Source organism: Pseudomonas abietaniphila (genome assembly GCF_900100795.1).
Taxonomy (GTDB): Bacteria; Pseudomonadota; Gammaproteobacteria; order Pseudomonadales; family Pseudomonadaceae; genus Aquipseudomonas; species Aquipseudomonas abietaniphila.
Genome location: NZ_FNCO01000001.1, coordinates 166,477 through 186,419 on the forward strand (window position 1 = coordinate 166,477; position 19,943 = coordinate 186,419).

16 protein-coding genes are annotated in these 19,943 nt (G+C 60.0%); 12 read left to right on the forward strand and 4 right to left on the reverse strand.

What is annotated here, in order from left to right:
• Positions 1-52: 52 nt before the first annotated feature.
• Both BLS87_RS00610 and BLS87_RS00615 read right to left on the reverse strand, forming a co-directional pair.
• A complete protein-coding gene (locus tag BLS87_RS00610) occupies positions 53-841 on the reverse strand; it encodes an EAL domain-containing protein (RefSeq protein WP_074749469.1) in 789 nt (262 codons plus the stop codon).
• Positions 842-1,053: 212 nt separating this feature from the next.
• On the reverse strand, positions 1,054-2,250 hold the full coding sequence (locus tag BLS87_RS00615; RefSeq protein ID WP_074749470.1) for an MFS transporter: 1,197 nt from the start codon (positions 2,248-2,250) through the stop codon (positions 1,054-1,056).
• 307 nt (positions 2,251-2,557) lie between these two features.
• Here BLS87_RS00615 and BLS87_RS00620 point away from each other — a divergent pair, with 307 nt between their 5' ends.
• From BLS87_RS00620 to BLS87_RS00665, 10 genes are all read left to right on the forward strand, one after another.
• Positions 2,558-3,490, forward strand: a complete 933-nt coding sequence (locus BLS87_RS00620) for an AraC family transcriptional regulator (RefSeq protein ID WP_074749471.1) — start codon at positions 2,558-2,560, stop codon at positions 3,488-3,490.
• 88 nt (positions 3,491-3,578) lie between these two features.
• Complete coding sequence (locus tag BLS87_RS00625; RefSeq protein WP_074749472.1) at positions 3,579-4,034, forward strand: (2Fe-2S)-binding protein; 456 nt, start codon at positions 3,579-3,581, stop codon at positions 4,032-4,034.
• Positions 4,034-6,283, forward strand: coding sequence for a xanthine dehydrogenase family protein molybdopterin-binding subunit (locus tag BLS87_RS00630; protein WP_074749473.1), 2,250 nt, complete (start codon positions 4,034-4,036; stop codon positions 6,281-6,283). Before BLS87_RS00625 ends, BLS87_RS00630 begins: the two co-directional genes overlap by 1 nt.
• A gap of 17 nt (positions 6,284-6,300) precedes the next feature.
• On the forward strand, positions 6,301-7,653 hold the full coding sequence (locus tag BLS87_RS00635; RefSeq protein ID WP_074749474.1) for a c-type cytochrome: 1,353 nt from the start codon (positions 6,301-6,303) through the stop codon (positions 7,651-7,653).
• Positions 7,654-7,665: 12 nt separating this feature from the next.
• Positions 7,666-8,685: an XdhC family protein gene (locus BLS87_RS00640; RefSeq protein ID WP_074749475.1), complete on the forward strand. Its 1,020-nt coding sequence runs from the start codon at positions 7,666-7,668 to the stop codon at positions 8,683-8,685.
• Positions 8,686-8,902: 217 nt separating this feature from the next.
• Positions 8,903-9,931 carry a helix-turn-helix transcriptional regulator gene (locus BLS87_RS00645; RefSeq protein ID WP_074749476.1) on the forward strand — a complete coding sequence of 343 codons (1,029 nt, stop codon included), beginning with the start codon at positions 8,903-8,905 and terminating at the stop codon, positions 9,929-9,931.
• 171 nt (positions 9,932-10,102) lie between these two features.
• Positions 10,103-11,569, forward strand: coding sequence for an APC family permease (locus BLS87_RS00650; RefSeq protein ID WP_074749477.1), 1,467 nt, complete (start codon positions 10,103-10,105; stop codon positions 11,567-11,569).
• A gap of 7 nt (positions 11,570-11,576) precedes the next feature.
• On the forward strand, positions 11,577-12,482 hold the full coding sequence (locus tag BLS87_RS00655) for a polyprenyl synthetase family protein (protein WP_341845425.1): 906 nt from the start codon (positions 11,577-11,579) through the stop codon (positions 12,480-12,482).
• Between the two features lie 158 nt (positions 12,483-12,640).
• Entirely contained in the window at positions 12,641-13,858 is a 1,218-nt protein-coding gene (locus BLS87_RS00660) for a M24 family metallopeptidase (protein ID WP_074749478.1), read from the forward strand.
• Positions 13,859-13,936: 78 nt separating this feature from the next.
• Positions 13,937-14,764: a carbon-nitrogen hydrolase family protein gene (locus BLS87_RS00665; protein ID WP_074749479.1), complete on the forward strand. Its 828-nt coding sequence runs from the start codon at positions 13,937-13,939 to the stop codon at positions 14,762-14,764.
• Positions 14,765-15,197: 433 nt separating this feature from the next.
• Here BLS87_RS00665 and BLS87_RS00670 read toward each other — a convergent pair whose 3' ends face one another.
• Complete coding sequence (locus tag BLS87_RS00670) at positions 15,198-16,034, reverse strand: type 1 glutamine amidotransferase domain-containing protein (protein ID WP_083370557.1); 837 nt, start codon at positions 16,032-16,034, stop codon at positions 15,198-15,200.
• Between the two features lie 218 nt (positions 16,035-16,252).
• Between BLS87_RS00670 and BLS87_RS00675 the strand changes: the two genes are divergently transcribed.
• Entirely contained in the window at positions 16,253-17,008 is a 756-nt protein-coding gene (locus BLS87_RS00675; protein ID WP_074749480.1) for a bestrophin-like domain, read from the forward strand.
• Between the two features lie 80 nt (positions 17,009-17,088).
• Here the strand turns inward: BLS87_RS00675 and BLS87_RS00680 are convergent, their stop codons facing one another.
• The gene (locus BLS87_RS00680) at positions 17,089-18,081 is read right to left on the reverse strand and encodes a hypothetical protein (RefSeq protein ID WP_074749481.1); all 993 of its coding nucleotides are present in this window, start codon (positions 18,079-18,081) and stop codon (positions 17,089-17,091) included.
• A gap of 281 nt (positions 18,082-18,362) precedes the next feature.
• Here BLS87_RS00680 and BLS87_RS00685 point away from each other — a divergent pair, with 281 nt between their 5' ends.
• Positions 18,363-19,856, forward strand: coding sequence for a PAS domain S-box protein (locus tag BLS87_RS00685; RefSeq protein ID WP_074749482.1), 1,494 nt, complete (start codon positions 18,363-18,365; stop codon positions 19,854-19,856).
• The last annotated feature ends 87 nt before the right edge of the window (positions 19,857-19,943 follow it).

Here is a 19,943-nt window from a genome sequence, read left to right on the forward strand (position 1 = left end):
TGATGCTGAAAAAGGGCGTGGTTTGGCGTTTCTACCGGCGCGGGTTAACCGTCTACGGTCTTGTATACGGCGACATGCCGGCCAGCACGCCGATGGCCGGCCGGGCAAACAGGTAGCCCTGCATCAGCTCGACGCCCATTTTCAGCAAGGTTTCACACTCCTGCGGCGTCTCGATGCCCTCGGCAATGACGGTAATGTCCAACCGGTTGGTCACCAGCACGATGCCCTCGATGATCGCCTGACGTGCGCGGTCTCGATCAATGCCACGGGTCAGCGCCATGTCGATTTTCAGGACGTTAGGCTGGAACATCGCCAGAAAGTTGAGCCCCGAGTAGCCCGATCCGAAGTCATCGATGGCCGTCGTGAAACCCTGACGCTCGTACTCTTCAAAAATCGATTTCAGGTGCTCAGGATCGTCCACGCGCTCGCCTTCCGTGACCTCGAACATCAGGCGCCCAACGGGAAAATCAAACAGGCGAGCGGCTTCCAGTGTGGCGCGTACGCACGTCTCGGCCCTGTAAACGGCATTGGGTAAAAAGTTGATGCTGAGTTTGCAATCAGGAATCGCCAACAGTCCGAGCTCTGCGGCCAGCTCGATGGCCTTGACCCGACAGGCCTGGTCGAACCGGTAACGGTTGTTGTCGTTCACTCTCCCCAGAATGCTGGCGGCCGACTCTCCGTTGATGCCGCGCACCAGCGCCTCGTACGCGTAGGTGGCGCCGGTTTTGACGTTGAAAATCGGCTGGAAAGCCATGGTGAAGTCGAATCCCAGCCCGTCAGCATTGCGGCATTCAGCGCATCCGACAGACTTGAAAACGGGGGTGGGAGTGCGCTGAGTCATGCGTGTCCTGCTCCATAGGCGAAAGGAATACGTACCTGATGATGCTGCTCGGTGATCCGCACCGTTGCGCAAGCATGCATTAGAACCTTTTCCGCCGCTTTCAAGAAGCGGCTTCTACTGGGACAGGCTGGGACGCATTTTGATCACTCTGACTTCGCAAGGCACTGATGGGCGGAGCGATGGCCGGTTTAATCCTCCGTTTGCAGACCTGTTCAGGCGGTTGCGTTCGATTCGCAGAGATGAACCTCAGTGGCGTAGCGACCCGCCAGCCAGGCGAGGAAAGACGCGGCGACCAGCACGGCTGCGCTGAGCTCGAAGGTGGCCTTGTACCCGCTGAGGTCATAGGCCAGGCCGCCAATGATTGCGCCGCCTGCGATCGCCAGTTGGACAATGGCCACGAGCAAGCCGCCACCGGCTTCCGCATCGTCAGGAAGCGTCTGCGCCAGCCATGTCCACCAGCCGACGGGTGCAGCGGTTGCGACCAGTCCCCACAGCCCGAGCAGGACCGCGGTCAGCAGCGGCGAAGCACCATAATTCACCAGCGCCAGGGCGATGACGGCCATGATCAGCGGGATCACCGTCAGTGTCCGGTAGAGGCCATTGCCGATGAATCTTTCGATCAGGAAGGTTCCGATGAAACCTGCAACGCCCAGACCCAGCAGCATGAAAGACAGGGTGGAAACGCTGACACCGGTCACGCCCTCAAGAAACGGGCGCAGGTACGTGAAGAGCATGAACTGCCCCATGAAAAAAACGCTGACGGCGACCATGCCCAAGGCAACGGGCAACTGCTTCATCAACCGCAAGGCATTGCCGCTGCCTGCCTGACGTTCGGTCTTGAAGGACGGCAGGCTGATCAGCAGCCACACGGCCGCAAGGGTTGCGACCGGCACGACGCAGAAAAACGCACCGCGCCAGCCGATCAACGCGCCGAGAAAGCTGCCGGCCGGCGCTGCAATCACCGTCGCGAGCGCGTTACCTCCATTGACGATGGCCAGCGCACGGGAAACCTGAGCAGGCTGCACCAGTCGCATGGCGGTCGCCGCTGACAACGACCAGAACCCGCCGATTGCGATGCCGATCAGGGCACGCCCAAACATGAATGAGGGATAGCCGGGCGCGAGCGCGACAACCGTTCCTGAGACGATCATCAGCAAGGTCAGGCACAGCAGCAGCTTCTTGCGTTCGACGCGCGCGGCGATCGCTGCGATGACCAGACTGGTGACCAGTGCAAACGCACCCGACACGGAAATGCCCTGGCCGGCCTGGCCCTCGGTGATCTGCAGTTCGGCGGCGATGGGCGTCAGCAGGCTGACGGGCATGAACTCTGAAGCGACCAGCGCGAAGGCGGCCAGCGACATGGCGAGCACGGCGCTCCAGCCGCGTTTTTCTGTAGAACGTGAAGTCATGGGAATACCTGTGGTGCGACAAGCGCGTTGATTCGGTTTGCTGAAAGCGGCGCTGAACAGCGAGGCCTGGGGCGTCCGCGTCGGTGCATGGGAATGACCGGGACAAGCGGTTGTTGCCGGCATGGCTCGGGGAGGGAAACGTTGCGTGACGCCTCTCCCGTAACAGTTCGACACATTCTCGCTGTCGATCCGCCCGCGCCCTAGTGCATTCCTCTTGAATGCTTGCCTAATCCTATGGGGATGCAGGGCGGTGGATAGGAAACGTTTCCTCAGCGGATTAGAGTTCGGTCAACACAAGAGACCTGACATGATGCCGACCACCCCGCGCCATGAATCCCCCTTGGCGGCCAACATCGACCCCCGCATGAGCGTGACGGGAGACATCGCCACAGCCATTCCCGGCCTGTCGCTGTTTCGTCGCGACCAACCGGCGCCTCCCGCCGTGTGCATGATCGAGCCAAGCCTGATTCTGGTGGGCCGTGGCGAGAAGCGGTTGTGGGTGGGAGGCGAGAGTTACTGCTACGACCCGTCGAGGTTCCTGGTCACCTCACTGGATTTGCCCGCCAACTCTGAAGTGATGGTTGCCAGCCCCGAGCAGCCCTGTGTCGGGCTGGTGCTGAAACTGAATGTGAGCATGCTCGCCGAGGTCATCACTCAAGGTGGTTTGCCCGCAACCCGTCAGCGAGCGGAAGGGACGGGTGCCGGGATTGGCCACTTGTCATCGGCGTTGGAGAGCGCGCTTGATCGCCTGCTGACGTTGCTCGACGAACCCGAGGCGATTCCCGTGCTGGCGCCGCTGGTTCTGCGGGAAATTCACTATCGGCTGCTTAATACCGATCAGGGGCCAAGGCTGCGGCAGATCACGGCGGTCGATGGTCAGGGGTATCGCATTGCCAAGGCCATCGACTGGCTCAAGCTCAACTACGCCGCCGCGCTGCGCATCGATGATCTGGCGGCCCGCGTGCAGATGAGTGCACCGACCTTTCACCATCATTTTCGCCAGCTGACGCGCATGAGTCCCCTGCAGTATCAGAAGTGGCTGCGCCTGAACGAGGCGCGTCGGCTGATGCTGACGGAGCGCCTGGATGTCTCGCGGGCGGCGTTCGCCGTCGGGTATGAAAGCCCCTCTCAGTTCAGCCGCGAATACGGTCGTCTGTTCGGTACGGCCCCCAGCCGTGACATGGCGTTGCTGCGGGGGCAACCAACGGAAACTCAAGCGCTGGGCACTGCGACGCCTTGAGCGAAAAACACGCTGTACCGATGAGGTGCCTGGCTGCGCGTCACCGCTCATAACATTGCACGTCAACCGATGATCAAGCGGGTGAACCATGGAACTACGAATCAACCAGAAGACCTATCAGGTCGACGCCGACGCCGACACGCCCCTGTTGTGGGTGATCCGCGATGACCTGGGCATGACCGGCACCAAGTACGGCTGTGGCCTGGCGCAGTGTGGCGCCTGCTCCGTGCTGGTCGACGGCAATGTGGTGCGCTCGTGCGTCACGCCCGTGGCGGGTGTGGTCGGCCGAGAAGTCACCACCATCGAGGCGATTGAGGCCGATGACGTGGGCAAGCGCGTCGTCGCGACCTGGGTTGATCTTCAGGTTGCCCAGTGCGGGTATTGTCAGTCCGGGCAGGTGATGGCGGCCACCGCGCTGCTCAAACACAACCCCAGACCGAGTGCTGCGCAGATCGAGGCCGCAATGGTCAATCTGTGTCGCTGCGGCACGTACAACGCCATTCATGCCGCCGTGCATGAACTGGCCGGCAAGGGGGACGCATGATGAACGTGCGTATCGACCCTGCCTTGCAACCCTCCGCGCTTGCCTTGACTGACCCGGTCAACCTGTCCCGGCGCCGTTTTCTGACAGGGACCGCAGTGGGTGCACTGGTGCTGGGCTTCGGCCTGCCACTGGGATCGACCCGCGTGCAGGCTGCGGCTGCAGCGACGGCCGAGCGCGGCACGCAGGTGCCGGCGTTCCTGGAAATCCGCCCTGACAACCGCGTGCGTCTGCTGTGCCCCTTTATGGAAGGCGGGCAGGGCACGTTCACTGCGATGGCGCAGATCATCGGTGAAGAACTGGACGCCGACCCGGCGACCTTTGTGGTCGAAGCCGCGCCGCCCGGCGAAGCCTATGTGGTGATGGAAAACGGCATGCGCATCACCGGCGGCAGCATGTCGGTGCGCATGAGCTACCCGGTCATGCGCCGCCTCGGTGCCCTGGCCCGCGCGATGCTGCTGGAGGCGGGCGCACAGGCCCTTGACGTGCCGGTCAGCGAGTTGACCACTGAACCGGGCAAGGTGGTCCACGCCAGCTCCGGTCGCTCACTCGATTACGGTGCGTTGGCCGAGCGTGCGATGAGCCTGCCGGTGCCTGATCCTGCCAGCGTGCCACTGCGCGATCCGAGTCAGTTCCGCTGGATCGGCAAGCCTGTGAAGCGTCTCGATGCCTACGACAAGTCCACCGGCAAGGCGTTGTACAGCATCGACCTCAAGGTCGACGGCATGCTGCACGCGGCTGTTCAGCATGCGCCACGTCTTGGGATGACCGTGGCAAACCTGCGCAACGAAGATCAGGTCAAGGCCATGAAGGGCGTGCATTCCGTGCACCGGCTCGACGGTGCCGTGGCCGTGGTTGCCGAGCGCTGGTGGCACGCCAAACGTGCGGTGGAGGCGATTCAGGTCGACTGGCAGGAGCCCACGGCCGACAGCAAAGTAAGACCCATGCCTGCGGATTTCTCCAGCGATGCGCACTTCAAGCGACTGGCGGCGGAGAAAGGCCCCGCCCGCGACGATGAAAATGAAGGCGACGTTGCCGCGAGCCTGGCCAGTGCCAAGGTCCGTGTCGACGCCACTTACCACAACCAGTACCTGAATCACGGACAACTGGAGCCGCCCTCGGCGTTGGCGCGCTTCAACCCGGATGGCTCGCTGGAGGCCTGGCTGCCCAATCAGGCGCCGGACATGTTCCGCGCTGACATCGCCAAGCGCACCGGTCTCGACCTTTCACAGATCACACTGCATTCGCCGCTCTTGGGCGGGTTCTTCGGGCGGCACTTTCTGTACGACTCCGCCAACCCGTACCCGCAGGCCATCGTCCTGGCCAAGGCGGTCGGCCGTCCGGTCAAGCTCATCTGGACGCGGGAGGAAGAGTTTCTGCGCGACGTGCTCCGTCCGGTTGCCGCGGTCAATTTCCGCGCGGCACTGGATAACGACGGCTGGCCGCTGGCAATTGAAGCGATCAGCGCCACGGAAGGGCCTACCGAGGCCCTCGCGGGCAAGCAGGGTGACAAGCTTGACCCGACGGCTCTGGAAGGGTTGTCGGGCAAGTCCTACGCCATCCCGAACAAACGCATCGCGCAGATCTACGTCAAAGGCCCAGCCATGCTCGGTTACTGGCGTTCAGTGGGGAACTCCCTCAACGACTTTTTCTACGAGTCGTTCCTGGACGAGCTGGCCGACAAGGGCGGCAAGGACCCGTTCGAACTGCGCCTGCACCTGCTGCGTGACAACACACGCCTGACCACGCTGCTGCAGGCTGTGGGTGAACTGTCCGGGGGATGGAAGCGGGGGCCGTTTACCGCCGAGGACGGTACAAAAAGGGCGCGCGGCGTGGCGATGGCATCGCCGTTCGGGACGCAGACGGCGGTGATTGCCGAAGTGTCCATCGAGAACGGGCAGGTCAAGGTGCATGACATCTGGCAGGCGATCGACCCCGGCAGCATCGTCAACCCGGCGATTGTCGAGGCTCAGGTCAACGGTGCCGTGGCGCTGGGCCTTTCTCAGACGCTCGTGGAGGAGTCGGTGTGGATAGACGGCAAGCCTCGGGCCCGCAATTACGACCTGTACCCGATTCTGCCGCCTGCGCGGATGGCGCGAGTGCATGTCCGGGTCGTCGAGAGCGGGGAAAAAATGGGAGGCGTCGGCGAGCCGCCACTGCCTGCTGTCGCGCCCGCCGTCGCCAATGCGGTGGCCGCACTGACGGGGCAGCGGGTTCGCAGCCTGCCCATGAGCCGACACACCTTCACCTGATCAGCGCCGGAGCGTCCATGAAGAACAGCCGATTCGCAAGAACCGCAGGCTGGCTGGCCGTGCCATGCCTGGTCGCGGCAGGCCTGCTGGCCTGGTATGTCACGCGCGAGCCTGTCTCGCGTCTTGAAAGCCCACCCATCACCGTGGCCGACATCGACCCGGCGTTGGTTGCCCGTGGCGAATACGTTGCCAGGCTCAGCGACTGCGTGGCCTGCCACAGCGTGCCGGGCGGTGCGCCATTCGCGGGCGGCCTGGAAATGGCCACGCCGCTGGGGGCGATACACGCCACCAACATCACGCCCGACCCGGAAACCGGTATTGGCCGCTACAGCCTGCCGGACTTCGATCGGGCTGTGCGTCACGGCGTGGCACCCGGCAGTCGCCGTTTGTATCCCGCCATGCCCTATCCCTCGTACGCCAAACTCAGTGATGACGACGTGCGAGCGCTCTATGCCTTCTTCATGAAGGGCGTGGCGCCGGTCAACCAGGCGAACATCCCGAGCGCCATTCCCTGGCCTCTGAACCTGCGCTGGCCAATCGCGCTGTGGAACGGGGTGTTTGTCGACGCCAAGCCGTACGCGGCCAACACATCGCAAGATGAGGTGTGGAATCGCGGTGCTTATCTCGTTCAGGGCGCGGGGCATTGTGGCAGTTGCCATACGCCTAGAGGCCTGGCGTTCAACGAGAAGGCCCTTGATGAATCGGGTACACCGTTCCTTGCGGGCGCCTTGCTGGACGGCTGGTACGCACCGAGCCTGCGCGATGACCACAACACCGGGCTGGGCCGATGGAGCGAGCCGGAGATCGTGCAGTTCCTCAAGACGGGGCGCAACAGGCACGCGGTGGTCTACGGCTCGATGACCGAGGCCTTCAACAACTCCACCCAGTTCATGACCGACGATGATCTGACCGCCATTGCCCGTTATCTCAAATCCTTGCCCGGTGACCGTCAGCGCGACGGAGCGCCCTGGCAGTATCAGGAGCGCTCTGCAGCAGTGGGGTCGCAGACGCCTGGCGCTCACACCTATGCGACGCGCTGCGCGTCGTGCCACGGGCTGGACGGCAAAGGGCAACCCGAGTGGATGCCGCCGTTGGCGGGCGCCACCTCCGCCTTGGCAAAAGAGAGCGCGTCGGCGATCAACATCACCCTCAATGGCTCTCAGCGTGTCGTGGCGGCCGGGGTGCCAGACGCGTATCGTATGCCTGCCTTCCGTGAGCAATTGTCCGATCAACAAATCGCCGACGTGCTGACATTCATGCGCAGTCACTGGGGTAATCAGGGCACTGCCGTCGAGGCACAAGCGGTGGGCAAGCTGCGTGACCACACGGATCCTGCCAGCAGCAGCCCGATCATCCTGCAGATGCGCTAAGAGGAGAGCCTGATGGAAAGTATCGACGTGCTGGTCCTGCGCACCGCGCGCGACTGGCTCGCCGCCGGCGAGCGGGTGCTGCTTGCCACGGTGGCGCGCACATGGGGGTCTTCACCGCGTCCGGTCGGGTCGATGATGGCTTTGCGTAACGACGGCCGGGTGGTGGGCAGCGTGTCCGGTGGCTGCATCGAAGACGACCTGATTCATCGCTACACGACCCTTCACGGGGGAAGCGGAATGAGGGAAAGCGCCCCCGAAGTAGTGCGTTACGGTGTCAGTGCCGATGACGCCCACCGTTTCGGCCTGCCGTGTGGCGGTACCCTTGAACTGGTTCTCGAATTCGACCCCGCCTTGTCGTCGCTCGATGAGCTGCTGCGCGAGCTGGATGCCGGGCGGCTGGTGCGCCGCGAGCTGACCCTGAAGACCGGTGAGGTCACCCTCCAGCCCACGGCGACACCGGCGCAATTCACTTTCGACGGCCAGCAGATGCTCAACACGTTGGGGCCGGGATATCGCATGCTCATGATCGGGGCTGGCGCGCTGGCCGAATACCTGGCGACCATGGCGCTGTTCAACGGCTTCAAGGTTGCGGTGTGCGATCCACGTCCGGAACACATCGAGGCGTGGGAAGTGAGCGGGGTGGAGCGCATCGTCGGCATGCCGGATGATGTGGTCCGCGACTTCGCAGTCGATGTGCGAACCTGCATCGTCGCCTTGAGTCATGACCCAAAACTCGACGACCTCGCCTTGCTCGAAGCCCTCCACGGTCCGGCGTTTTACATCGGCGCCATTGGCTCGCGTCGCAACAGCCAGCTGCGCCGCGAACGTCTGATCGAGCATTTCGGTGAGACCCACGCGTCGCTCGAGCGTCTGCGCGGGCCTATCGGTCTTTATATTGGCAGCAAGACCCCTGCGGAGATCGCCGTCAGCGTCATGGCCGAAATCCTTGCCGCCAAGAACGGCGTCAGTGTGCCGAGCGAGTTCTCGATTGCCAGTTCCAAGGCCCACGAAGGGCTGCCGGCGTCGCGTTGAGGCCGTTTGCTCGGTTGGTTGTGTATTTTCAGAACCTTGTTCACGTGCGTCGACGCATTGTTGGGGTTAATAAACACACCTGAACTGCAACGCCGTTGCCCAGAAGTCAATGATGTAACGTTGCAGTATTGCGGATCGTGATCGGCGGATTAATGTGGCATGGTGACTGCTCGCTTTGTTTGAATGATCGGAGGTCGTTTGCAAGACGGAGATCCTCATGAATGAACTCTTTGGTGATCACAAGCGCGTTGCGGCAGCGATAGCCTCCGTTATCGATGCTGTGGGGCATCAAGACTTTTACGCCATCGTGTTGGAGACATTGGGGCTCTATATTGACTGTGAGCGTTGGCTGGCTATCAAGTACAGCCGATTTTCCGTCCCGGAGTTTATTGTCAATACCGCCTTGAGTCATGAGGCAGTCGAACAATACATGAGTCATCTGTACAGAATTGACCCGCTGCTGCGATTAGTGACAGAAGACCGTGTGCCCTCAGTCGTCACGTTTTCACTGATGCAAAACGAGGACGATTGCAATGTTTACTACGATGAAATATTTAAATCCGGGCAGATTCTGGATGAGCTGACGCTGATGCTGCCTGTCATCGGAGGTGGCTATCTGGGTTTTTGTTTCGACCGGGAAAACAGGGTGTTCAACGAAGATGAAATTGCCTTGTTCACCACCTTGTACCCGATCATCGTCGCTGCCCAGGCCGCCCACATGCGAACCGAATTTCTGGAGGGGCTGGGTGCCCTCTTTGGCAACGGGAAGGTTGGCGTTCTCACGCTGGGCAGCGATAACAGGATGATCTACCAGAATCCTGCGTGGCATGCCTTGACCGGTCACGACTTCGGAAACGAAACACTCGACTTCATATTGGGTCAGCCTGAGCTGATCGCCGTCAATGTCAAAGGTTTGATTGCCCACTGGGAGTATTCGAAGCCTGTATCTGCCTGTGCGACGGGCATCAGGGCGGTCTTTCTCGAACAAAAAAGTGAGGGGTATATCCAGACCGATGTAAATGAGTTCTTCGAGCAGTTTTATGATGCCTATCACCTGAGTCCACGTGAGCGGCAGTTGGTTGAAAAGACCTTGCGCGGTTATTCGATGCCCGTGATTGCAGAGAAACTTGATCTTAGTCTGGGCACGGTACGAAATTACAAACAGCGGTTATACGCCAAGCTCGACATCACCAGTGAACGGGAAATATTTTCCTTGTTCATGATGCATATGTTCGGGCAGTCATGACGGGCGGGTAGTGCAGATTAGCACTATTGGTCCGGTCATCGACCCGCGATAACATCGCCTTCAAGGCTCGGCACGCACCCGTACTCCGGCGGCTTTCCAGCGACGGGCCTAAAACGATAACAACATGAACTTGAAGATTCGCGGTTTTACGCGAGCGGCGGGAGTTTGCCCATGAACAGCACACCGATAGGCAAGGACGATTGTCAGGAACAGGGTCAGCACCTCCAGCGTGAACTGAACTTTTCCTCCACGTTTTCCCTGGCGTTTGCCTTTATATCGCCCATCGTGGCGCTCTACTCCATCTTCGGTATCGGCATCTTAACGGTAGGCCCTGCTTTCTGGTGGGGCCTGGTGGTGGCCATGGCAGGGCAACTGTTGGTGGCGTTGGTCTTCGCCATGCTGGTATCGCGATTTCCCTTTGAAGGCAGCATTTATCAGTGGTCCAAATATTTACTCGGCAGCCGCTTTGGCTGGTTTGCAGGCTGGACTTACATGTGCACGTTGCCGATTACCATCGCCACCGTCGCTCTGGGTGGTGCGGGATTCGTAGCGCAACTGTTTGGTGTCGATGCGACAGACAAGATGATCAGCGTGCCGATTGCCTTGTTTCTCATCGCATTCGCCACATGGGGCAATACACAGGGGCGGAAGATTTTCTCCACCATCGTCTGGTTGTGCATTGGCGCGGAAGTCATCGGTTCGGTCGGCATCGGAGTGCTGTTGCTGGTGGAGTTTAAGGTCAATGCCTTGTCTGTTCTGATTCCAGATGCGCAAGTGTTTGCCTGGCCGGAACCCGGTGTCTCCGGTTTCTTCTCGTCGAAAGTGGCGCTCGCCATTGCCTATTGTGGCTGGGCATTCGTGGGCTTCGAAAGTGCCGGTGCAGTGGCCGAGGAGGTCAAAGACCCTGAACGTGCGGTGCCCAGGGCGATGCTGTTTTGCTTGCTGTCCGTTGGCGCGGTGGTGGCGTTCTCGGCGTTTTCGCTGATTCTTGCCTTGCCTGCGCTGGAATTCCCGGCCGGAAGCGACCCTGTCACGGTGACGCTGATCACGCATTTAGGGCAGGTCGCTTACAAGGGGATGCTGGTGTTGTTCATTATCGGGTTCGTCGCGTGCATGCTCGGCATTCAAGCGTCGGTGTCCCGGGTGATCTGGGCGTTCGCTCGAGACAGAACCATTCCCTGCTCGGATTTTCTGCGGCAGTTGAGCGGGGACGACAAATTACCAACGCGCGCCTTTCTATTGACGGGCGGGTTATCGGCGCTGTTGTTCATGTTGTCGTTCACCAATATCTATCCGCTGTTACTGGCATTCAGCATTGCGGGGTTCTATCTCGCCTTTGCGTTCCCGCTGGTGGGCGCCTGTGTGAGTATGTTGAAAGGTGATTGGCGAGAAGGGCCGTTCTCTCTGGGTATTTTCAGTATCCCGGTGATCTTCGTCGCGACGGGCTGGACACTGTTTGAGGCCGTCAATATTTCATGGCCTCGCTACCCGGAACTTGCCTGGTATGAGAACTGGGCAGTGCCCATCATGATTGTTTTCCTGGCTATTGTGGGCGCAGTTATTTATTCAAAATGGGCCTCACCGTCTTATGCCTGCTCACCGTTACGCGCTGCCGTCGCAGATAACGAATACAGGTGATGACGAGGTGATCGATATACCTGAACGCGTGAACAGTGAACGGTATCTGACCCTTCGTGCCCGACTGGACACTGGCTTGCGCACGCTGCTGATGCCCGCCAGTCCTTCACTGCAGAAGCTCTACAGCGCCATGGCCTATGGCGTATTCGAACCGGGTAAATGTTTGAGGCCCATGCTCGCTTACAGCGCCTGTGAGGCCATGGGAGGGCAGCTTGATGCTGCGGACGGTGCCGCCTGTGCGGTGGAGCTGCTGCATACCTACTCTCTGGTTCACGATGATCTCCCGGCCATGGACGACGCGCTCGTTCGCCGAGGGAAACCGGCGTTGCATGTGGCCTACGGTGAGAGCACGGCCCTGATTGCAGGTGATGCCTTGCAAGCGCTGGCGTTCGAATCATTGACGCAATCGTCGCAGGTCAGCGCCGGTATACGGTTGCAGATGGTGGAGGTCCTGGCCAAGGCGGCGGGGCCTGCGGGCCTCGCTGGCGGTCAGTTCCTCGATATGACCTTGGCCGGTGACCGACCGAACAATGATCAGATCGCCGAAATGCAGCGTTTGAAAACCGGCGCACTGATCGAGGCCAGTGTCGTACTGGGCGCGATGGCAAGCGGTGCAGACCTTCAAACGAGCCGCTTCGTGGCCATGAGCAAATACGCCGAACAGATCGGCCGAGCCTTTCAGGTGCGAGACGACATTCTGGACGTCGTCGGGGATCCACTGCTCCTGGGTAAAGCCACTTGCGCAGACCGGCGTGCCGACAAGTCCACGGTTGTTTCTTCACGGGGACTGGAAGGTGCACGGCAGTATGCCTCGCAACTTCTGCTGGGTGCACTCACGTCATTGGACGCCTTTGGCGCGGAGGCCGATGAACTTCGTCAACTTGCGCATGTTGTCGTGGCGCGAAGTTTCTAGCGATACGACGTTTCTTTAATGGCATTGATAACAACCGCAATAGTGCAGATTTGCAGTATTTGAGTTCCCACGTTTTGCACTGAACATGTCCGTCATGGCGCTTAAAAACGGGTGTGTGCTCGTCGCGCTTCGTATAAAAAAACAGTGAGGTAATCGTGATGACAATCGAAAGAATGAATTATCCCGACGGCTATTTCCCAGTGGACGAATACCAGGGTCGCTGGAAAAAGGTAGAAGACGAAATGCGCCGTCTGGGTCATGAACTGGCCATTGTCTGGGGCAAGACAGCCGGTCACTACGAGCGGGCCATGGAAACACTTTGGCTGACCAACTTCTGGTCGGAGCATTCGGGCCAGGAACCGGACTCTCCTATCTGGAACGCTCGAGGTTTTTGCTGCGTGATACTGGAGCCTGGCAAGGAACCGGAGTTGCATGCCGATGTGGCCACGGTGCGGCGTCGGATGGTGCGTTGTGGCGATTACTTCTTCAGTGACGACCCGATCAGCAGCGTTGCCAAGGCGCTGAACGCCCGCAAACCACGTCGTAGCGTTGTCTTCGTCGGGTCGGACAACCTGCCCATGAAGTACGCCAGTCAGCTTGCCGAGCAGACACCGGGTATCCAGTTCGAGTATGACGATAACCTGATTCGCCGTTGCCGCCGTATCAAGAGCCCTCGGGAACTGGACATGTTCCGTGAAGCAGGACAGATGGTGTCCAGTGCCTTGTACCGCGTGTGCGACAGCCTCTACGCCGGCAAGACCGCAGCAGAAGCAGCGGCGGAGGGCGCCTACGAACTGACGCGTCGTGGAGGCGGCTGGCTGCGCATTCCGGTCAACTTCGGGAATGACGCTGACAGCCAGTTCTTCGAGCGCGACCCGATGTACGGGTACTCCATGGGCGCGCCGAGCAAAGGCGACATCGTTCGCACCTGGATCTATGGCCCGACCCATCAAGGGTATTGGCTCGACCCCGGCCGCTCTTTGGTCTGTGGCGGCAAGCCTACATCGGAGCAGCGCTCGCTGCTGGTTGACTCCTATTCGATCACAGAAGCGGTGATGAACTCCGTCAAGCATGGCGCCAAGGTCCTCGACGTGGTGGGCGAAGCCGAGCGTGTACAGGCGCGCGTCGCCGAGGAAGAGGACCTGGCTGCCAAGCAATGGCCGTACTTCGGCCACGGCAATGGTTCGATGTGGGAACACCCGATCATCAACCGGGATTCGGTCACGGCAGACGACATTTTTGAAGAAGGGATGGTCGCCTCGGGGGAATCGTTCATGACGCGAAAAGGGGTCGGCAGCGTAGGTTGGGAACAGAACTTCATCGTCACCCGGACCGGGATCGAGTTGCTCACCACCACGCCGGTCTTCTGGTTCTGATCGACGGTTACACCCTTCGACGTTTCGGGCGCCGCGCTCTTCGACCCAGGTGCGACGCCCTTTTTTATGGAGGCCTGCATGAACATTCTTTTGGCGCAAATGCCCATCGCAGATGCTCAGGTTGAGCTCAATCTGAGCAACATGCTGTCAATGATCCGCAACGCGCCTCTGGATACGGATTTGATCGTGTTTCCAGAGACGACGCTGTCTGGCTTTCCGACCCCGGACCAGGTGCAAACCACGGGGCTCACCACCCACAGCAAACCCGTGCGGCTCATTCAGGACGCGGCACGCAAACGCAGCATTGCCGTCGCGTTCGGGTTTTGCGAAGTGGCTGACGAAGGCGCGTTCAACACGGCGCTGCTGATCGACGGCTCTGGACGCATCGCCCTCAAGTACCGCAAGACCCATCTCTGGCCCGACACGGATTGGGGGGTGTTCAATGCCGGTTCGCATTACGCAGTGTGCGAGATCGCCTCGCTGCGGGTGGGCATGCTCATCTGCTACGACATTGAGTTTCCGGAAACAGCCCGGGCGCTGGCCTTGCTGGAGGCCGACCTGATCCTGGTGCTGGACGGCAACATGATCCCTTACGGGCCTGTTCATCGACGCGCCGTGATCACTCGCGCCATGGAGAACCAGTGCTTTGCCGTGCTGGTGAATCGGATCGGCGAAGGCAAAGGGTTGTCGTTTCCCGGCGAGAGTGTCGCCGTCGATCCGTTCGGGACCGTGCTGGTGGAGTCCACCGATGGACACCCTGTGCGCGTTACGCTGGATCGAGAGCGCGTTGAGCAAAGCCGAAAAATTTACCGCTATCTGCGCGACCGACGCGAGGTGCCACTGCGCGTTGAGCGCGGTTCCAGCGAGGATGGCATTGCCAATACGGTCAGCTTCATTCCTGGCTGATCGTGCAGTGCGGGGCTGTTGGCCGCTCATCGCCGCCTGACTCGGATTTTCCCTGAACCGTTCAGCGAAGCGGGTGCCCAATCAGATACCCATCAGAGGACATGATCATGGCCGAAGAAAAGAAAGAAGCGCCCAAAGAAGATGTTCCTGCCCATTCGACCGAACAGGAGAGGGAGCGGCTGAAAGACTTTAACAAGGACGGCATACCGCCTGGGTCAAGCTGATGCGTTTCGGCGAGACACCCAGGACCGATGGCGTACCGCGCTCAGAGCGTGTACGCCATCGGTTTCACCCTGCGGACTCTGGAGGATCAATCAGGCGCGTTCAGTACGCGCGCATCTCCAACGGCCGGGCATCTTCCTGCTCGAGCAGATAAACAGACTGGAAAGGCTTGGTCGTCGAAGGTCCCCAGGCGTCATCACGCTGCGTGCGCTCAGGATGACTTCAGTTTCGCCAGCATGGCCACGGCGACGGCCTTGGCCGACTGTGGGTTCTGACCGGAAATGACTTCGCGGTCTTCGATCACGTGTTCGCTCCATGGCTTGGCTTCGGAAAAGTTGGCACCGGCTGCCGTCAGCCCATCCTGCGGGAACAGTTTCATATGACCGCCGCCGAGGAAACCTTTCGCCTGCTCTTCTTCTGCGTCGGTAAACGCGGTGACGTTGTAGCCCTTGTAAATCCAGTTGGCGGGAGCCGCCGGCTGTTTGCCAGATTCCAGCGACGAGACAAACCCGCGCGCGTCCGGGAGCGTCGACAACATGGCTATAGTGCCGTGGCAGGTGAAGCCGGTGATTTTGCCTTTTTCATGGAAATGGGTCAGCAACTGACCCAGTTGCTTGTCCTTGAGCAGATCCTGCATCGGAATATGGCCGCCAGGTACGAATACGGCGTCGAACTTGTCGTAGCCGATTTTCTGAACCTGCGCAAAGCTGATGGCGGGCGAACCGGTCTTTGCGGTCAGCTTAAGTGTGGTCAGCATCGCGAGGCTTTCCTGACGGGCTTTTTCATCGCCGCCCCAGAAGCTGACATCATTGGATTTCTGGTCTGCCGTTGGCGCTTTACCGCTGGGGGTGGCAAATATCACGGTTTGACCCGCTGCGATGAAGGTCTGTACCGGCTGCATCAACTCGTTCAGGAAAAATCCTGTTTCCATGACCTTGCCATCTTTAAGATCCAGTTGAGCCTGGTCTGACAGGACAACAAGGACAGTGCCGGCATGGGCGTAATTGGCGGCAACGGTCAGCAGCGCGGCCATAATGGTTTTTTTCACACGGTTCTCCAGTAGCGATGGTTTGATAGCCTCATCTTATTACTGGGGCAAAAGTCGATAGAGTCCCTGAACTGGATATCAATTATTACATCGCGTAATCAATACTCGGGGGGGACTGGCTCACGTGCCTGGTCCGCGAATGGCTGAACGCAACCTCTGCGACGGTGCGGCAGTCTACCCTTCACACCCTTGAGTCCAATCAAGCAGGGCGCTGACGTATGAACTCACTTGTGATCCCGCTGGCCATCTTCGTGTGCCTGGTGGCTGCCTCGTTGCTCATGATGCATTGGTGCCCCAGGCTGCCAGCCCACCACCGGGATGACGACACCAACACGGTCGTGCGCCTGGTGGCCAACATCTTTGTGGTCATGACGTCGCTGGTGTTTGGCCTGATGATCAATTCGGCCAAGAATACCTTCGAGTCGATTGATGCAAGCTTCCACGGGTATGCAACCAGCCTGATCATTTTTGATCGCACCCTGCGTAGCTATGGCGACGCGGCCCAGGACACCCGCGGTCGTCTGCTGACGTATGTCGAGCGTGCGGTCGAAACCCCCTATCGAGGAGACGAGGCCCTGCAGCATCGCAACAGCGAGGCCGCTCAGTATCTGGATAACATCGGGAAGTCCTTGACCGGTATAAAACCGCCGGACCGCTTTCATGAAACGATGCTTCAGGACATCCGTCAGCAATACCACTCGCTCATCGAGCAACGCTGGAGGATCGTGGAGCAGTCAGAAGGTGCGATTCCAGGCCCTTTGATCGGGATGTTGGTCGCGTGGCTGACGCTGATCTTTGCGAGCTTCGGATACCGCGCACCCCGCAATTCGATGGTCGTGGGCATGTTCGTCGCCTCGTCATTGCTCATCGCGGCCTCTGTGTATTTGGTCCTGGACATGGATATACCTTTTCATGGCCCCATTCAGATATCCGACGAGCCCCTGCGCAGGGCGCTCGCAGTCATGCAGCTCTAGCCTGTTCTCAATCGCCCAGAAAAAAGTCCGGTACGAAGCGATTCGTACCGGACTCAATGTGAGCGTAAGGGCGTTATCGGTTATTCAGTTACAACCAGCAGTTCTGGACGCGACCGAATGGCGTAACGGGCGGTAAAGAAACTCACTGCGCCACCCAGCAGCAACATGAAGAACGTCCCCCAGGCCGCTTTGGAGACTTGTTTGGCGGCAACGTCTGCTGCTTCGCGGGCCTGTTGCTCAGCCTGCTGTTTGAGCTGATTCACTTTGGCGGCAGCTTCTTGATACGCGCGGGCATAGTTGTCGACGATCTGCTGGGCTTCATCCTTACTTTTGCCGGTGCGCGCCGCAACGATATTGACCAGCGCTTCCTTGTCCGCAGCGTTCAGGGCAGGCTCACCCGCTTTCTGGATGCGTTCGAACCACTGCTTCAACTGATCGCCGGCCTGGGTCGGATCAGTGGACGCTTGAGCCGCAGCCTGCTTGCCATCTTCTCCGGCGGCGTCGGCCTTCTGATCGAGTGTTGCGGGGTCAAGCGCCTGCTTGCCGGACTGCTTGAGCGTGGTGTCCAGTTCTGATTTCAGGCTGTCCCAATCCAGGCTGATGCCGTTCTTGTCCAGCTGTTGCTTGATGGTCTGCCCAACCCCGGGCGCCGCAGCGGCCACGCCATCGGCGGCCAGGGAAAGACCTTTACCCGCGATGTTGCCCGCAGTGCCCACCAATGAACCCGCCAGCGACGCCAGCAGCCAGGTGGTCAGCAGGGTGCTGATGGTCCAGCTCAGCAGACCGTGCAGCCCGCCGCGATCCGGCGCTGTGCGGCCCGACACCCAGGCACCGACACCGATGGCAAGCAGTGTGCTCACAAACAGCCAGACACCTGCGCCGGTTCCGAACCCTTGCAAGGGGTTGCCCTGCGCCAGCGGATTGATTGCACCGGCGCCAATGGCCGTTCCGAGTACGCTCAGCACCAGGTAGGTGACCAAGGTAATGGACGCACCCGCGAAGACTGAACTCCACGACACCCTGAAAGGGGAGGCCGAATGAAGGGTAGCGGGGGCAGCGTAAGTCGAAGTCATAAGCGATTCCTCGTGTCCAATGGCAGCGCATTACCTGCGTGCGTGATACGAGCCGCCATCACGTGCGGCTCAACTCGTCTTTTGTGACGTGCTATCAGTCTGCGCACGCAGCGCGAGCGTGTGATGGCGCATTTGCACTGGTTGCACTGGTGCATTCGCACCGACGTTTGTGCGCGGCGCTGCACTAAGCTTGCACCCGCGAGTCCGATGGTTTGCTGTGCCTTGTTTGCAGTGCCTTGACAGTCGAGGTGCAGCATTCGTTAACCGATCCAGGAGATGACATGACAGATGCTGTGCTTGCCCGAGAAACCAACCGTCGTCAGTTGCAGCACATAATTTCCGGGTTGTCGGATGGGGTCATTCTGGTCGAGGTCGATCAGACCATCATCTGGGCCAACGAAGCTGCGCTGCTGATGCACGGTGTGAACGAAGTGAGCGAGCTGGGTGCCGACGGCGGCGCCTACCGTGAACGCTTTTCGCTGCGCTATCGCAACAACCACCCGCTGGATCCGGATCAATACCCGATCAGCCGGGTGGCGGCCGGCGAGGAGTTCAGCGATGTGCTGGTGGAGGTCAGTCGAGTCGGAGATGAAGAAGATCGCAGCCGCGTGCATCGCGTGCGCAGCATGGTGCTGTCAGACAGCAGCGGCGAGCCGGAATCTCTGGTCTTGATCATGGCCGACGCCACTGAATGGGCGAGTGCCGAGCAGCGGTTCGAGAAGACTTTCAACGCCAACCCGGCCCCGGCCGTCATCTGCCGTCTGAGCGATCTGCGCTTCATCAAGGTGAATCAGGGCTTCCTGGAGATGACCGGGCATTCCCGGGAAAACGTGATCGGCCGTTCTGTCTACGAAGTCGACGTGTTGGAAAATGCGGAGCGCAAAGACCTCGCCATCGAACGGCTGAACGCCGGTGCGACCATTCCGCAGATGCAGGCCGAGCTTAAAATGCCCGAGGGCGGCACCAAGCTGGTCATCGTGGCCGGGCAGCCCCTGGACATGAATGAAGAAGACTGCATGCTGTTTTCGTTCATCGACCTCGAAGCCCGGCGTAAGGCGGAGACCGCGTTGCGTCAGAGCGAAGAGCGGTTTGCCAAGACCTTTAAGTTAACCCCGGTGCCGATCATGGTGTGCACAGCCGATCGTCAGCAGATCGTCGACGCCAACGAAGCCTTTCTCTCCACATTGGGTTTCACCACCCTGGAGATGATTGGCAAAACCGTCGCCGAGATGGACTTCCTCGATAAGGGTAAAGACGCGGTTCAGCTGTTCGATATCCTGGAAAAGAGCGGGCACATCGAGGGCGTGGATTTCAAGGTTCGCAAGAAGAGCGGTGAGATCATGCACTGTGTCCTTGCGGCAGACACCGTGACCATTCAGGACGCGGCCTGTTATCTGTTTGTGTTCATGGACATCACCGAGCGCAAGCGGTCGGAACTGGAGCTGGTGGAGGCCATCGAGACAGTGATGAAAGATGCCTCCTGGTTCAGCCAGACGCTGATTGAAAAACTCGCCAACGCCAAACGCGTCAATGGCCAGAACCTGCCCACCGCGTCTTTTACCGACCTCACGGCCCGGGAGCGGGACGTGTTGGGCTTGATCTGCGAAGGGCTCGCGGACAAGGAAATTGCGTCCCGTTTGAACCTGGCGCTCAACACGATTCGTAACCACGTGGCCACCGTCTATTCCAAGCTCGACGTTCACAGCCGGGCCGAAGCCATCGTCTGGGCCCGTGAACGCCACCTGTTTGCAAGCCAGGGCACAAAAAAACGCTAATCCCTGATGCAAATGCACTGGCGATACTGGTGCAAAAGCGCCTTAAAGGCCGAGCACTCACTGCTTAACCTGTGAGTGTACCGGCCG

What these genes read in the sequence shown, in the direction of transcription:
- BLS87_RS00610 (WP_074749469.1), bottom strand. Translation starts at nt 841, where the DNA reads ATGACTCAGCGCACTCCCACCCCCGTTTTCAAGTCTGTCGGATGCGCT.
- BLS87_RS00620 (WP_074749471.1), top strand. Translation starts at nt 2,558, where the DNA reads ATGATGCCGACCACCCCGCGCCATGAATCCCCCTTGGCGGCCAACATC.
- BLS87_RS00680 (WP_074749481.1), bottom strand. Translation starts at nt 18,081, where the DNA reads ATGACTTCGACTTACGCTGCCCCCGCTACCCTTCATTCGGCCTCCCCT.
- BLS87_RS00645 (WP_074749476.1), top strand. Translation starts at nt 8,903, where the DNA reads ATGAATGAACTCTTTGGTGATCACAAGCGCGTTGCGGCAGCGATAGCC.
- BLS87_RS00615 (WP_074749470.1), bottom strand. Translation starts at nt 2,250, where the DNA reads ATGACTTCACGTTCTACAGAAAAACGCGGCTGGAGCGCCGTGCTCGCC.
- BLS87_RS00660 (WP_074749478.1), top strand. Translation starts at nt 12,641, where the DNA reads ATGACAATCGAAAGAATGAATTATCCCGACGGCTATTTCCCAGTGGAC.
- BLS87_RS00685 (WP_074749482.1), top strand. Translation starts at nt 18,363, where the DNA reads ATGACAGATGCTGTGCTTGCCCGAGAAACCAACCGTCGTCAGTTGCAG.
- BLS87_RS00675 (WP_074749480.1), top strand. Translation starts at nt 16,253, where the DNA reads ATGAACTCACTTGTGATCCCGCTGGCCATCTTCGTGTGCCTGGTGGCT.
- BLS87_RS00640 (WP_074749475.1), top strand. Translation starts at nt 7,666, where the DNA reads ATGGAAAGTATCGACGTGCTGGTCCTGCGCACCGCGCGCGACTGGCTC.
- BLS87_RS00665 (WP_074749479.1), top strand. Translation starts at nt 13,937, where the DNA reads ATGAACATTCTTTTGGCGCAAATGCCCATCGCAGATGCTCAGGTTGAG.
- BLS87_RS00630 (WP_074749473.1), top strand. Translation starts at nt 4,034, where the DNA reads ATGAACGTGCGTATCGACCCTGCCTTGCAACCCTCCGCGCTTGCCTTG.
- BLS87_RS00635 (WP_074749474.1), top strand. Translation starts at nt 6,301, where the DNA reads ATGAAGAACAGCCGATTCGCAAGAACCGCAGGCTGGCTGGCCGTGCCA.
- BLS87_RS00625 (WP_074749472.1), top strand. Translation starts at nt 3,579, where the DNA reads ATGGAACTACGAATCAACCAGAAGACCTATCAGGTCGACGCCGACGCC.
- BLS87_RS00650 (WP_074749477.1), top strand. Translation starts at nt 10,103, where the DNA reads ATGAACAGCACACCGATAGGCAAGGACGATTGTCAGGAACAGGGTCAG.